This is a genomic window from Kocuria sp. U4B, assembly GCF_054875615.1.
On record NZ_CM142180.1, the window covers coordinates 2,692,092 to 2,705,596 of the forward strand.

General features: G+C 73.6%; 10 protein-coding genes and 1 riboswitch. Of the genes, 5 read left to right on the plus strand and 5 right to left on the minus strand.

What is annotated here, in order from left to right:
* Positions 1-385 precede the first annotated feature (385 nt).
* The 3 genes from ACYSMR_RS12745 to ACYSMR_RS12755 all read right to left on the minus strand — a co-directional run bounded on the left by ACYSMR_RS12745 (position 386) and on the right by ACYSMR_RS12755 (position 6,697).
* On the minus strand, positions 386-1,510 hold the full coding sequence (locus ACYSMR_RS12745) for a VIT1/CCC1 transporter family protein (protein ID WP_461745666.1): 1,125 nt from the start codon (positions 1,508-1,510) through the stop codon (positions 386-388).
* A gap of 248 nt (positions 1,511-1,758) precedes the next feature.
* Positions 1,759-3,171 carry a TY-Chap domain-containing protein gene (locus ACYSMR_RS12750; RefSeq protein ID WP_251334112.1) on the minus strand — a complete coding sequence of 471 codons (1,413 nt, stop codon included), beginning with the start codon at positions 3,169-3,171 and terminating at the stop codon, positions 1,759-1,761.
* A gap of 181 nt (positions 3,172-3,352) precedes the next feature.
* Positions 3,353-6,697 (minus strand): DEAD/DEAH box helicase, encoded by a 3,345-nt coding sequence (locus ACYSMR_RS12755; protein WP_251334111.1) that lies wholly within the window; start codon positions 6,695-6,697, stop codon positions 3,353-3,355.
* 127 nt (positions 6,698-6,824) lie between these two features.
* Here ACYSMR_RS12755 and ACYSMR_RS12760 point away from each other — a divergent pair, with 127 nt between their 5' ends.
* The 3 genes from ACYSMR_RS12760 to ACYSMR_RS12770 all read left to right on the plus strand — a co-directional run bounded on the left by ACYSMR_RS12760 (position 6,825) and on the right by ACYSMR_RS12770 (position 10,754).
* Positions 6,825-9,950 carry a hypothetical protein gene (locus tag ACYSMR_RS12760; protein ID WP_251334110.1) on the plus strand — a complete coding sequence of 1,042 codons (3,126 nt, stop codon included), beginning with the start codon at positions 6,825-6,827 and terminating at the stop codon, positions 9,948-9,950.
* Positions 9,951-10,225: 275 nt separating this feature from the next.
* Positions 10,226-10,432: a transcription antiterminator/RNA stability regulator CspE gene (gene cspE / locus ACYSMR_RS12765; RefSeq protein ID WP_047804984.1), complete on the plus strand. Its 207-nt coding sequence runs from the start codon at positions 10,226-10,228 to the stop codon at positions 10,430-10,432.
* 121 nt (positions 10,433-10,553) lie between these two features.
* Positions 10,554-10,754: a hypothetical protein gene (locus ACYSMR_RS12770; RefSeq protein ID WP_251334109.1), complete on the plus strand. Its 201-nt coding sequence runs from the start codon at positions 10,554-10,556 to the stop codon at positions 10,752-10,754.
* 81 nt (positions 10,755-10,835) lie between these two features.
* Here the strand turns inward: ACYSMR_RS12770 and ACYSMR_RS12775 are convergent, their stop codons facing one another.
* Positions 10,836-11,129, minus strand: a complete 294-nt coding sequence (locus tag ACYSMR_RS12775; RefSeq protein WP_251334108.1) for a hypothetical protein — start codon at positions 11,127-11,129, stop codon at positions 10,836-10,838.
* Between the two features lie 376 nt (positions 11,130-11,505).
* Positions 11,506-11,631, plus strand: a riboswitch (SAM riboswitch).
* 50 nt (positions 11,632-11,681) lie between these two features.
* Between ACYSMR_RS12775 and ACYSMR_RS12780 the strand changes: the two genes are divergently transcribed.
* Entirely contained in the window at positions 11,682-11,825 is a 144-nt protein-coding gene (locus ACYSMR_RS12780) for a hypothetical protein (protein WP_309125734.1), read from the plus strand.
* A gap of 30 nt (positions 11,826-11,855) precedes the next feature.
* A complete protein-coding gene (locus tag ACYSMR_RS12785) occupies positions 11,856-12,239 on the plus strand; it encodes a PIN domain-containing protein (protein ID WP_251334106.1) in 384 nt (127 codons plus the stop codon).
* A 3-nt stretch (positions 12,240-12,242) separates the two neighbouring features.
* On the opposite strand, the gene ACYSMR_RS12790 is transcribed toward ACYSMR_RS12785, so the two are convergent.
* Positions 12,243-13,412, minus strand: coding sequence for a glycosyltransferase family 4 protein (locus tag ACYSMR_RS12790; protein WP_461745671.1), 1,170 nt, complete (start codon positions 13,410-13,412; stop codon positions 12,243-12,245).
* Positions 13,413-13,505 lie beyond the last annotated feature (93 nt).

Sequence of the window (13,505 nt, forward strand, 5' to 3'; positions counted from 1 at the left end):
CGTTGCACGCCTCAACAGAGGAGAGCCGTGGGCTGAGCGGCTTTCAGAACACAGGTGCCGCAGACGGTGCACCCCCCAGTGCGTCCGAATGGGTCCTACCCGTGCAATTTCCCCCATTGCTGTGGTTTTCACCACGGAAGCAACCATATCCGACTCCGTGGCGGGTTCGCACCCGGTTCCCCCGGGAAATTTCCGGTGTCCGCCGTTCGGCGCCGCCACGGGCCCGTGCCGGGGTCGGCCGCCCGGCCGCGGATCCGCGCCGCTCAGCGGCCGTGCGGGGCCGTCGCCGGTGCCGGGCGGCCGCCGCGGGCACGCACGCCCCCGGGGGCCGTCCCCGCAAGTGGGGACGGCCCCCCGTTCGCTTCCGTGACGTCGCCGGGTCGGCTCAGGCGACGCTCGTGTTGAAGAGCAGCCCCAGCAGATAGGTGGCCAGCGCCGCCCCGTAGCCGATCGCCAGCTGGCGCAGGCCGCGCTTCCACGGCGAGGCACCGGAGAGCAGGCCGACCAGGCCCCCGGTCACCAGCAGCGCGATCCCGACGAGCGCGAGCGCGAGCGTCATCGCCGGCAGCCCGGTCAGCCCGAAGAGGTACGGCAGGATCGGGATGAGCGCCCCGGAGGCGAAGAAGCCGAAGCTGGAGGCCGCCGCGCCCAGGTCCGTGCCCAGGGCGACGTGGGGCTGGGGGTCGGGCTCGTCCTCGACGGGGTCCCGGAAGGACCGGGACGGGTCGCAGTCGCAGTCGAAGAAGCCGAGGCGCTCGGCCGCGCGGTGCTCGGCGGCCTCCTCGCTCATGCCCCGCGCCCGGTAGATCAGCACCAGCTCGTTGGCGTCCAGGTCCAGGTTCGGGGCGACGTGCAGGGTGACCTGGGTGGGCTGGGACGCGTCGAGCAGCTCCCGCTGGGATCGGACGGAGACGAACTCCCCGGCCCCCATGGACAGGGCGCCCGCGAGCAGGCCGGCGACCCCCGCGAAGAGCACCATCGACGGGGAGGTGCCGGTCGCCCCCACGCCCATGACGAGGGCGAGGTTGGACACGAGGCCGTCGTTGGCGCCGAACACGGCCGCCCGGAAGTTGCCCGAGAGCTTGTGCCGGCCCTCGGTGGCGAGGGCCCGGATGATCTCCTCGTGCACCGCCTCGTCCGCGGCCATGGCCTCGGAGGCGTCCTGCTCCCGGTCGTAGGGGGAGCGGCTCTCGGCGCGCTGCAGCAGGGCGAGCACGAAGACGGTGCCGAGGTGGGCGGCGAGGAATAGGAGCAGGCGCGAGGACAGCGACGGGCGGGCGGCGGCGTCGGCGTGCGGGCCGAGCAGGCGCACCCAGTGCTCGGCGTGGCGCTGCTCCGCCTCGGCGACCTGGTGGAGGATCTCCTGTTCGCGCCCGGAGCTGCGCGCGGCGAGCCGGCGGTAGATCTGGGCCTCGGCCCGCTCCTCGGCGAGGTACTTGCGCCAGCGTCGGATCTGGGCCGGCTGCGGGTGCTCGCGCGGGGCGGAGCCGGTGTCGGTGGGGGTGCTCATGCGGCCTTCCTCGGGCCGGGCGGGAGCCACGGTGCGCGGGGCCCGACCGGGAGTGGTTCGTCCGGTGAAGGTCTCGTTCGCCCGCGGGTGCGGGTGGGCTGCCGGGGCTCCTCGTCGAGACCGGGATGGCGACAGACCGACGGGCGCGCGGGCCCGGGAACTACTCCCCTTCGCTTCCCGACGAGTGTAGGCCGGGAGCGGCGGAGCCCGGATTCGGTGCACCGAAACCGGCCGGGCGCGGACCGGGCTCAGGAGCCCCGGGTGTCCGTCGTCCCGGCGGGGTGGCGCCGCCGGTCGGCGTCGATGACCGTGGCGTCGCCGGGTGCCACCGGCTCGGCCGGGAAGGAACCGACGCCCCAGTGGAAGCGGTAGGGGTCGGCGCAGCCCCAGCCGAAGCGCAGGCCGTCGACGAGCCGCTGGGCGGCGTCCTGGAAGCCCACCGGCCCGGTAGTCCACGGCTGGTCCCAGCCCGCCGGCTCGGTCCACTCGTCCTCATTGAAGAAGGTCTCGTCGACGGGCCACGCCGCGTGCGTGAGCTGCTCCCGGGAGAGCACGGAGCACTCCACGCCGTGGGGGCCCACGCCGGCCCACGCGACGGGGGCCTCCGTGCGGCCCTGCAGGGGCTCGTACTCGATGACGAGGAAGTCATTCCACGGCAGCCGGGCCAGGACGGTGGCGATGAGCCGGTGCAGGTCGTCCCACACGTCCTCGTCGGCGACCGTGGGACCGGGACCCGCGGCGACGACGCCGATGCCCGCGCGGCCCAGCAGCTCCTGCGCCTCGGGCGTGGCCAGGTCGGACCAGGTCCTCGTGTCGGCGAAGCCCTCGCCCGCGGGCTCGCCCACCGGCTGGCGGCCGGAGGCGAAGCGCATGGCCTCCTCCCAGGACCCGAAGTAGCGGCGGACCCCGTCGAAGTAGGGGCGGGGGGTCCTGCGGGCGCCCTGCTCCACGGCCCACCGCCCGTACCGGGTCGTGGTGGGGCGCTTCCCGTGCCTGCGGCACTCGGAGAGGAACGCGGTCACGGCCTCGGCGTACTCCTCCTCGGTGAAGACGTGGACGTCGGGCTCGCCGGCCGCGGCCGGCAGGCCGATCTGCTCCATCGCCCGGCTCCACCGGCCCTCGCCGAGGCGCTGGGAGACGGTCCGCTCGGCCGCCGGCCAGTAGTGGGCCAGGGCGCACAGGAAGTTCGCGCCGGTGCACAGGCTCAGCCGGGCCCGCTCGTAGTCGTGGGCGCCGAAGGTGGTCGACGGCTCGTCGGCGCAGTGCTGCTGGGCGGCCCCGATGAGCCCCAGGACCCGGCGGGTGACGCTGCCGTCGGTGTCGGCCGCGGCGAGCACGGCCGTGACGTCGCGGACCGTCTCCGTGCTCAGGTGCAGGGCGGCGTAGTCCGGGTCCGGGGCCAGGCCGAGGTGGTGGGCCATGGTCAGCCACACCCCGGCGGCCACGGCGCCGTCCCCGACCTCGGGTGCGGTCGTGCCCGGGGAGAACTGGGCGCCCAGCTGGGCGATGGCCTCGTCCAGCAGCGCCGGCGACTCGTCCGGGAACAGGAGGAGGAAGCGCATCCGCACCTGTCCGCGGGTCATCCCGCGCCGCGCCATGGCGCGGATGAGGGAGCCGTAGCGCTGCACGAAGGCGGCGAGACCCGCCACGGCGTACGGCATGTTAGGTCCTTCGGTCGAGAGGTCGGTACGGGATCCGCGCGGAGGCGCGCGTCGGGGACCGACGGGGACGGCCGCGCCACGGGGTGGGCGGCGTTGTGTCGATGTTAGTCGTTCCGCCTCCGGCACCGGGAGCGCCGGAGGATTGTGACCCGCTGTTGACACGGCGCACGCAACCGCCTCGTCACGGCTCGAGCAGCCCGCGGATGTCCTCCGCCGTGAGGGAGCCGGAGAACATCCGGTCGTCGTCGAGCACCGCCGTGAAGAGCCGGGCCTTGCGCTCCTTGAGCTCCATGACCTTCTCCTCTATGGTGTCCCGCGCCACGAGCCGGTACACCATGACCTTCTTTTGCTGGCCGATGCGGTGGGTGCGGTCCACGGCCTGCTCCTCGGTGGCGGGGTTCCACCACGGGTCGAGCAGGAAGCAGTAGTCCGCCTGGGTCAGGTTCAGCCCGAAGCCGCCCGCCTTGAGGCTCACCAGGAACACCGGGGCCTGCCCCGAGGTGAACCGCTCGAGCACCCCGGCGCGGTCCGTCGTCGACCCGTCGAGGTAGGCGTAGGGGATCTTCAGCTCGTCCAGCCGGGCCGCGGCCTTCTTGAGGAAGCTCGTGAACTGGCTGAACACCAGGGGCCGGTGGCCCTCGGCCACGATCTCGGGCAGGTGCTCGAAGAGCAGGTCCAGCTTGCTGGAGGACACCTCCGCCTCGGGGTCCACGAGGGACGCGTCGAGGCTGAGCAGGCGCAGGGTCGTGAGGGACTGGAAAATCGTGAACCGGTTGCGGTCCAGGTCCCGCAGCAGCCCGAGCACCTTCTGCCGCTCCCGCTGCAGGCGGGTGTCGTAGATCCGGCGGTGCGCGGGGGAGAGCTCCACCTCGATGGTCTGCTCCAGCTTGGGCGGCAGCTCCAGGTCCACGGACTCCTTGGTGCGGCGCAGCATGAGGGGCTTGACCCGGCGCCGCAACCGGGCCAGCGCCTCGGCGTCCTCGGCGCGCTCGATGGGGCGCTGGTAGGTCTCCGTGAACTTCCGCCGCGACGGGAACAGCCCCGGCGCGGTGAGCGAGAGCAGCGCCCACAGCTCGACGAGGCTGTTCTCCAACGGCGTGCCGGTGATGGCCAGCTTGAAGGGGGCGTCGAGCTCTCTGGCCGCCCGGTGCGCCTTGGTGCGGGGGTTCTTCACGAACTGGGCCTCGTCGAGGAGCACGCCCGCCCAGGACACGCCCCGGTACGCGGTCTCGTCGAGGCGCAGCAGCGTGTAGGACGTCACCACCACGTGCGCGCCGGCGGCCGTGTCCGCGAGCGCGGTGCCGGCCTTGCCCTGCGTGTCGGTGACGCCGGCGACCTGCAGCGAGGGGGCGAAGCGGCGGATCTCCGCGACCCAGTTCGGCACCACCGAGGTGGGCGCGACCACGAGGAACGGGGGGAGGCCGGGGTCGCGCTCCCGCGCGCGGCAGATGAGGGCGATCGCCTGGACGGTCTTGCCGAGGCCCATGTCGTCGGCGAGGATCCCGCCCAGCCCGTGGTCCCACAGGAAGCTCAGCCACGTGTAGCCGTCCCGCTGGTAGGGGCGCAGCTCCGCGTGCAGGCCCGCCGGCACCGGCGGGGCCTCCACGGCGTCGAGGTCGAGCAGCGCGCGCACGCCCTCCCGCCAGGCCTGCGCCTGCTCGGTCTCGGTGGCGAGGTCCTCGAGGTCCTGCCACAGCCCGGCCTGCTGCCGGTGGATCCGCAGCGGCCCGTCGGGGTGCTCCTGCAGGGAGCGAGCCTCCTTGATCAGCTCCCGCAGGCGGTCGAACTCCGGGCGGTCCAGGGCGAACCAGGACCCGTCGGGGGTGAGCATGACGTCCTGGCCGAGGTCGAGGGCGCGGAAGACGTCGGCGAAGGGGATGTAGAACTCGCCCACCTTCACGGTCACGCCCAGGTCGAACCAGTCGCGCCGCTCGGTGGCGGCGGTGCTGACCGTGATGGTCGGCGGGGAGGAGATCTCCTGGTAGGCGGGCCGTCCGCCGGCGTGCTCGATCCGCAGGTCCTGGACCTTCTCCAGCGCGGGCAACCACTCGCGCATCAGCACGAGGGCGTCCCCGGCCACGTAGCTCGACCGGCGCAGGTCGAGGCCCGGGGCGCGGTGGCGCACCGCGGCGGTGACGGCCGTCTCCCACGAGCTCTCCCGGTCCACGGGCTCGTCGGCCAGGGGGTCCACCGGGCGGAACGGCAGCCGGATCCGTTCCCGGCCCCGCTGGTACTCCCACTCCCAGGTGGCGCGCACGGTCAGCTCCTGGTGCTCCAGGGTGAGCACGAGCTCGGGGTCGGCCACCTGCGGCAGCTCGATCGACCCGTCCCCGGTGGCGACGTCCATGCTGCGGTGCAGCCGCGGGAAGTAGCGGTCGAAGAACTCCCCGACCTCGTCCTCGGGGATGGTCAGCCCGCCCGCCGTGTCGAGGAACCGCCGCTGCTCCCGGGTCAGCCGGGTGGCCAGGGGCACGAGCCGCAGGGGGAAGACATTGAGGTCCTCGGTGTCCGCGACGGCCGCCGGGTCCCCGTCGGGGTGGAAGAGCCCGTGGCCGGGGTCCCCGATGATCCGGGCGGTGGTGAGCGCGATCCGGCGCTCGCCGCTGTGCACGGTGGGGCGCAGCTCGAGGGCGTCGCCCGCGCCGCGCACGACGTCGACGGAGAACCGCCCCGGCTCCTCAAGGGTCACGGGCAGCCCGTGCTCCCGCCCGACCAGGGAGATCCCCGCCTGCGGCGCCCGGGCGAGGATCCCCCACAGCAGGGGCGAGGCGTAGGAGTCCAGCCGGATCCAGTGGCGGTCGTGCACCGCGTAGGGGGAGCGGGTGGCGCTGAGGGCCCGCAGCTCGTCGAACCAGTCGGCCTGGGCGGGATCCAGGGCCCCGGGCTCCGAGGTGATCCGCTCCCAGTCCAGGCCGCCCTTGATCCACTGCTCCCGCCGGCCCCGGCGCACCGGCCGGACGTAGAGGTGCCACGGCGCCGGGCGGCCCGCCCCGGGCCGGCCGGCGCCGTGCACGTAGCGGTAGGGCTCGCGGCGCAGGTCGAACTCCAGCCCCACCCCGACCGGTTCCTCGGGACCGGGGCCCCCGGGCCCGGGGGCCCCGCCCAGGATGCGGGACAGGGCGTCCTTCCAGTCGGGCGACCCAGGGTCCTGTGGCGCCCCGGGCTCGCGGGCGGCGGAGGACCCCGCGGGCCCGGCCGCCCCGTCCGTGCGGTGGGCCCGGACCGCCGTCTCGAAGTTGTGCCGCAGCACGGCGGCCACCGCGTGCTTGCAGAAGCCCCCGGCGGGGCAGCTGCACCACGCGGGGCCCGGGACGCCGCCGGCCCCCACCCGCACGGACACGGAGTAGGTCCCGCCGGAGCCCTCGACCTGGGCCGCGAGGGTGCCCGGTCCCCCGGCCTCCCCGGACCACTGGGCGGAGCGCACCCGCCCGGCCCGGAAGTAGTCCTGGCCGCGCTGGAAGACCGCGGGCCCCGCGGCGGCGACCAGCCGCCGGGAGTCCACGAGGGGGACGGGAGGGGAGTGCATCCCTCCACCGTATCGGCCCAGGGGGACAACCGGGCCGCGTCCCGAGCCCCCTCGCGGGCTATCTATAATCGTGGCGACCCCTCGAACGACGACAGCGGCCCCACGTGCGGCCGCGGACGGAGGACTCGTGCCCGACACTGCTGGGCTCCGCCTCGGAGACCATGCCATTGCCGACAGTGCCGAGGAGGTCGCCTACCTCCGGTGGAACGACGCCGTGTGCGCGGCCTTCTTCGGGCCCCACCGCTCCGGGGAGCCCGTCTACCTCGACCTCGACGACAAGACCCTCGCCGCGATCGGCGCGGAGCAGGGGCTCGACGGCCCCTCCACCCTGCGGGCCCTCGCCGACTCGGTGACGCCGCTGCTGGTGCCCTCCGACCCGCGGCGCTCCGTGTTCGACGCCTTCACCCGCCTCAACGCCAAGTGGTACCGGGCCACCCGGCGCAGCCTGGACTCCCTCGCCGAGATCCCGCCGCCGCCCGTCGTCGCGCTCCTGGCCCTCTTCGCGCTCGCGGGCCGGCACATGTCCACCCTGGCCGCGCGGACCGGCAACAAGTCCGTCTCCACCTTCTTCCTGCCCCTCGCGGTGCTGCTCCAGGTGGGCCCGGAGAACGCGAAGGTCCTCGAGGCCTCCTTCAAGAAGGACACGGAGGCGTACTGGGACGCTCTGCGCTACTGGCTGGAGCTGCGCGACGGCGAGATCGGGCTGCCCACGGCGTACGCCGTCAACCAGCGGCCCGTGGGGCTCGCCCTGTCCCAGACGATGCTCGGCGAGGCGGAGCGGCGCCAGCTGCACCGGATGTTCGAGGACCTCGGGATGACCACGGCCCAGGGGCTGTCGGCGGCCGAGCTCGGCATCTACCTCGACTTCTGGCTCGACGTCGCCGACACGCGGGCGTCCAAGCCCATGAAGCAGATCTGGGCGAACCCCCTCACCCGGGAGCCCGGCCTGGAGATCGCCCTCGCGGAGCTCGGGGTGTGGGAGAAGTCCCGCGAGCAGGCCCGCGCCGAGGTCCGGGCCAACGGCCGCGGCCCCGGCCGCAGCGCCGTGAAGTCCTGCTCCCTGTCCCTCACGGACGGCACCGACTACGTGGGCAACCCCGTGTTCGAGCTCGGGTTCGTGGTGCCCAAGCGCTTCCTGTCCGGCCGGGAGGTGGAGCTCGAGACCACGGCGGGCCCCCGCACGGTCTTCCTGTCCTACATCGGCGACGCCTTCCTGGGCGTGTCGGCCTACACCGCGCGGATCGACGCCCCGACGCTGCTGGGCGGCGCGCTGAGGATCAGCGCCGGGGAGGTGCGCTTCGAGCGCAACCCGCGCCCCGTCGTCGTCTTCGCGAAGGACGGGTTCTCGGACACCTTCATCTCCGTCGACCACATCCCCGCGGCCTGGCCGAGCCGGATCATGGTGCGCGACGAGCCCGAGATGATCGCGCAGGTCAAGCGGATCCTCGACGACTCCGCCTCCCCGGACTACCGCTTCGTCGAGGCCGGCACCCAGGGACTCGCCGAGGGCTGGGTGATGTTCGACGACGTGCAGGTGCTGCGCGCGGGCAACCCCGAGCTGACGGCCAACGACAACTTCTCCGGGCTCGTGCCCCGCCTGGTGCCGGCGGTGACACTCTCGGGCGGCCTGCGGATCCCCGGCGACGTGGTGCGCTGGTCCGCGCTGCGCCCGCCCCAGGTGACGGTCACTTCGGACACGGACGTGCCCCTGACGGTGGAGTGCGAGTGGCGCAACCCGCACTCGTTCAAGCTCGAGAAGGCGAAGCTGACCGAGAACCGGGTGCCCCCGTTCCAGATCTCCCTGGGCGGGACCCCGCTGGCCCGCCGCGACGGGACGCTCAAGCCCAACGACTACACCCTGGTCCTCAAGGCGGGCCGCACCGTCAAGCAGCGGCGCGAGTTCAAGCTGCGCGACTCGTCCTTCTACCTCACCCAGCGCTCCCTCGGCTACGAGGGCGAGATGGTGCACGTGCGGGACGAGCCCCTGTGGCCGGTCACCGCGTCCACCCTCGAGGAGCTGCCCGAGGAGTACGTGCAGGGGTCCTTCGACAACCTGCCCGCCCAGGAGCTCGCCGCGGCGCACGAGGTGCCCGCCGCCCCCGGCTGGCACTCCTCCGAGGGGCAGCTGCTGCTCGAGCGCACGAACGTGCTGCCCGAGCCGGAGGGCCGGTCCTGCCTGGCCACCGGCCGGCACCGCATCGTGCTGCCCGCCATGGAGCCCAAGGCCAAGGCGCCGTGGATCTTCGGCCAGTGCGCCCAGTGCGGGCTGCAGAAGCGCTACCCGGGCCGGCTCACCAAGCCCTCGGCCATCACCCAGACCGGGTCCGTCGAGGCCCTGCGCTTCATCGGCCCGGACGAGGGGGAGTACCCGACGTCCTGGATGCCGTTCCGCGACGCCCTGACCTTCCTGGGCGGCGGCAAGCGCTCGAGCCTGTCCATCGTGGCCCGCCAGCTCGAGGACTCCGAGCGCTTCGAGGAGTGGTTCGTGGGCCACCTGCAGGCCCTCGGCTTCCTCGAGGTCGTCCGGGACGAGCACTGGACGGTGCGCCGCTGGCAGGTCTGCGGGCCCGCCCTGACCCAGCTCGTGGACGGCTCCGTGCTGCTCACGGGCGGGTGGACCCCCGAGAAGGAGGCGGTGGTCGCCGAGGCCGCCGCCGCGCAGGAGGCGTCCGTGGTGGTCCTCTCCCCGGAGGACCACGCGACCACGCTGCTGCAAGACGTGGACCTCGAGAAGCTCCAGGAGGCGCTGCCGGAGGGCTTCTGCGACGTCGTCTTCGAGGCGGGGCCCGTCATGCTCGACACCCTGCCCCCGCTGTCGGAGGTCGAGCAGCGCGTGCGCCGCTCGGAGATGCAGTACAACGGGGTGGCCGAGCGCTTTGTCCCCGAGGACGCCACGTGGGAGGCCACCGAGGACCGGGACCGGCCCGGGCTGTACCGGATCAACCACCACCACCGCACCCGGTACGCGTTCCGGACCCCGGCCGACGTCGAGTCCGGCCACGCCCGGCTCGTCGCCTCGGGGATCGGCAAGCACTTCGCGGCCCGGCAGGCGGGCGTCCCGATCGTCTCCTACGACCCGGAGCTGCAGCTGCTGTCCGTGCCCATCGGCGCCGAGCTGTCCGGGCTCTACGCCCGCGCCGCGGTGCTGTGCTCCGGGATGCTGCCCGCCAAGGTGGACGAGGACTTCTCCCTCAACTACGGGGACATCTCCCCGGAATTCGCCCAGGCGCTGGTCGACAAGCTCATGAGCTGACGCGCGGCTGCGCGCACGAGGAGGCCCCGGGGCCTCCTCGTGCCCCGGGGCGGCGGGGGATCGGCGCGAGCGGGTCCGTCCCGCGGACGCTGGGCACTGCGGGGGGATGTGGTGTAGGCTCGTGCGAAGTTGTTGAGGTTGTCGTTTTTGTATTTCAAGCAGTTCGGCCCGCTCGGGTGCAGCAGTTTTTCTGAGAAGACGTTTTCCAGGCATCACAACTCTTTGGTTTCTCGACCGTCGGGAAACGTTTATCTCATGAAGGATCAGGTACTCCCATGACTACTGGCATCGTCAAGTGGTTCAACGCCGACAAGGGCTTCGGCTTCATCACCCCCGAGGACGGCTCCAAGGACGTCTTCGCCCACTTCTCCGCGATCAACTCCGGCGGCTTCCGCTCGCTGAACGAGAACGACCGCGTCGAGTTCGAGACCCAGGACGGCCCCAAGGGCCCCCAGGCTGCGAACATCACCGTCATCTCCTAAGGACCGGGACCACGGGCCCACGGCCCGTCCGATCCGTCCAGAACCGCCGCCGGGCACGCGCCCGGCGGCGGTTCTGCCGTTCCCCGGCCGCCCGGACCGGGCCGTCGCCGAGGAGCCCGCCGTGGTCGATCCCGTCCCGCACCCACCGGCCGGTGAGGAGGACCCGTTCCTCGTCAACCGCGTCCCCGAGGCCGAGCTCACCGCCTCCGTGCCCTTCGAGCTGGAGAGCTCCGAGTGGGAGGCCTCCGGGTGGGAGGCCGACGGCTCCGCCGACGGGACCGGCGAGGGCTGGGGCGCGCCGGGGGACTACGGCCTGGCCTGACGGCCGGCCCGGACCCGGGCACGAGGAAGGCCGCGACCCCCGAGGGGGCCGCGGCCTTCGCCGGTGGGACGTGCCGTCTGTCTACGCCGACAGCGGCAGCGCCGGGTGCAGCTTGAAGAACGGGTGCCGTCCGGTCGCCGCCATGGCGCCGGGGACGAGGAGCTGGTGGTACTTGGCGCACCATTGCGCCGTCCCCGCTGTGTGCTCCGCGGCGGCGGCCAGGTCCGCGGCCTCCGCGCTCAGGTATTCCTGGACGTCGCCCTCGGTCGACGTCAGCCGGACGAGGTGCAGGTCGGGGAGGGTGGTGACGGTGACGTCGATCCACTCCTCACGCTGGTCGGTGGTGCTCGCTGGTCTTTCCTTGGACATGGTCATGTTTTTCTCCTGACGTTCTTGCAGGCATCCGGTGTCGTTGCCCGCCGCTTCGTCATCCGAACCACCCGTGAACTGCGGGTTGGCGCGCAGCTGGTCGGAGCCTGTCCGCGAACCCGTGTCCGGGACGTCCTGTCCCGTCCGAGCGCGCGGAAGCTGCATCTCGAGAAGCAGGTCCAGGCTACCCCGTGGGGCCGACACTCCGACAAGTCCGTCGTGAGTTGTGTCACGGAGACGTAATCCTCGGTGGTGCGGCCCTCGGCGCCACGGCACCAGTGAACACGAACCGTGTGTCGGCGAGGTGTCGGCCCGGTGACGGTCCGGGGACGCCGGGCGCGCCACGGCGTGCGGTCCGCCACATGTGGTTCAATGGGAGCAGCTTCAAGAGACCCGGTCGGCAAGCTCCGACTTGACCGGGCACCAACCCCATGTTCGCGGGTGGTTCGGATGAGGAAGCGGCTCGCATCGCCGCCACGGCGGCACCCGGTGCGAGCAAGAGCACATCGAAGGATCCCGGTCATGCCCGACGCCCTTCCCCCCGTTCCTCCTGCCCCCGTGGCCGCACCATCCGCCGCCGGGCCCGGCCTGAGCGCGGCCGCCATGAGCGTCGAGGACTACGCCCGCGTGGTGCAGGCCCGCAACGAGTTCGTCGAGTTCCTGCTGGCGCCCGCCCGCGGCCGGCTCGCGGCCGCGGCCTGACGGCCGCCCCGGGCCGAGGACCTGACCGCCGTGGACCTGCTCCTGGACCGCTCCGTGCTGCTGGGCGTGCGCACCCCGGACCGCTGCCCGGAGATCGCCGCGGCCCTGCGCCGGCACGGCCACCGCCGCATGTTCCTCCCCGCCCCGGTGCTCGGCGAGCTCCTGGCCGGGCGGCCGGACGAGGCGCTGTGGGCGGAGCAGCTCGAGCTGCGCTTCCCGGACCGGGTGCTGCCGGTGGACGCCCTGGTCAGCCGCACCTGGGGCGGGCTGGACGCTCCTCGCCGGCCCGATCCGGTCGCGGGGCTCATCGCCGCGACCGCGCTCGTGCACGGGCTCACGGTGCTCACCGCCGAGCCGGAGCGCTACGCCGGCACGGGGGTGGACGTCCTCGACGTGAGGACCGCCCGCGGCTAACCCTCAGACGGGCCAGCGGTGACGCGGGGCGCGGGCCCGGGCCGAGAGCTCCACGGCACTGCGGTAGTGCCCCAGGAGCTCCTCGCCGAGCGCGTGCCAGGTCCGGTCCTGGACCGCGGCGTGCGCGGCCGCGCCAAACGCGGCCCGCTTCGCGTCGTCGCCCACGAGGTCCGCGACCCGGTCCCGCAGGGCGGCCAGGTCCCCGGGCGGATAGAGCCAGCCGGTGCGGGAGGAGTCCACGAGGTCGAGGGGCCCGCCCCGGCCGGTCGCGACCACGGGCACCCCCGAGGCCATGGCCTCCTGGATCGTCTGGCAGAAGGTCTCGAACTCGCCGGGGTGGACGAAGACGTCGAAGGACGCCATGATCCGGGCCAGGTCCGCGCCGGTGCGGAACCCGGCGAAGTGGGCGCCCGGCAGCCGGCGGCGCAGTGACTCCTCCTCCGGCCCGGAGCCCACGACCACGAGGCGCGTGCCCGGCAGGTCCGCGACCGCGGCCAGGTCCTCGACCTGCTTCTCCGGGGCGATCCGGCCCACGTAGCCGACGATCCGCCGCCCCGCGGCGACCTCCTCGCGCCACTGCTTGTCCCGGTGCCGCGGGCAGAACCGGACGGTGTCCACCCCGCGCCGCCAGATCCGCACGTCGCGGACACCGTGCTCCACGAGCTGGCCCACGGCGGCGGACGAGGGCGCGAGGGTCAGGGTCGCGAGGTTGTGCATGGCCCGCACCCGCGCCCACAGCAGCTGCTCGAGGAACGGCGCGCCGTACTTGGCGGTGTAGCCGGGCACGTCGGTCTGGTAGACCGCCACGCAGGGCACGGCCAGCTGGTGGGCCGCCAGGATCGCCCGGCGGCCCAGGACGAACGGCGAGGCGACGTGGACGACGTCGGGCCGGAACCGCTCCAGCAGCCGCCGCACCCGGGCGACGGTGCCCCCGGCCACGCGCACGTCCGGGTAGCCGGTCAGCGGGACGGCGGGCAGCCGGTGGACCGGGACGCCGTCGAGGTCCTCGACGACGTCCTCGACCAGGCCCCCGAGGGGCGCCGGGGCGTAGGAGGGGGCCACGACGACGACGTCGTGGCCCCCGGCGCGCAGGTGCTCGAGCACCCGCAGCACCGAGTGCGTGACACCGTTCATGTGGGGGAGGAACTGCTCGGCAACCAGGGCGACTCTCACGCCACCGAACCTGCCGCCCCCGGGCGACCGGGGGGACAGCACCGCGTGGCCCCCCGGTGAAGCGGCCGTGAACTCCGCGCCCGACCGCCCCGT

Excerpts from the sequence above, each read along its gene's own strand:
- ACYSMR_RS12755 (WP_251334111.1), bottom strand. The coding sequence starts at position 6,697 with ATGCACTCCCCTCCCGTCCCCCTCGTGGACTCCCGGCGGCTGGTCGCC.
- ACYSMR_RS12750 (WP_251334112.1), bottom strand. The coding sequence starts at position 3,171 with ATGCCGTACGCCGTGGCGGGTCTCGCCGCCTTCGTGCAGCGCTACGGC.
- ACYSMR_RS12745 (WP_461745666.1), bottom strand. The coding sequence starts at position 1,510 with ATGAGCACCCCCACCGACACCGGCTCCGCCCCGCGCGAGCACCCGCAG.
- ACYSMR_RS12775 (WP_251334108.1), bottom strand. The coding sequence starts at position 11,129 with ATGACCATGTCCAAGGAAAGACCAGCGAGCACCACCGACCAGCGTGAG.
- cspE (WP_047804984.1), top strand. The coding sequence starts at position 10,226 with ATGACTACTGGCATCGTCAAGTGGTTCAACGCCGACAAGGGCTTCGGC.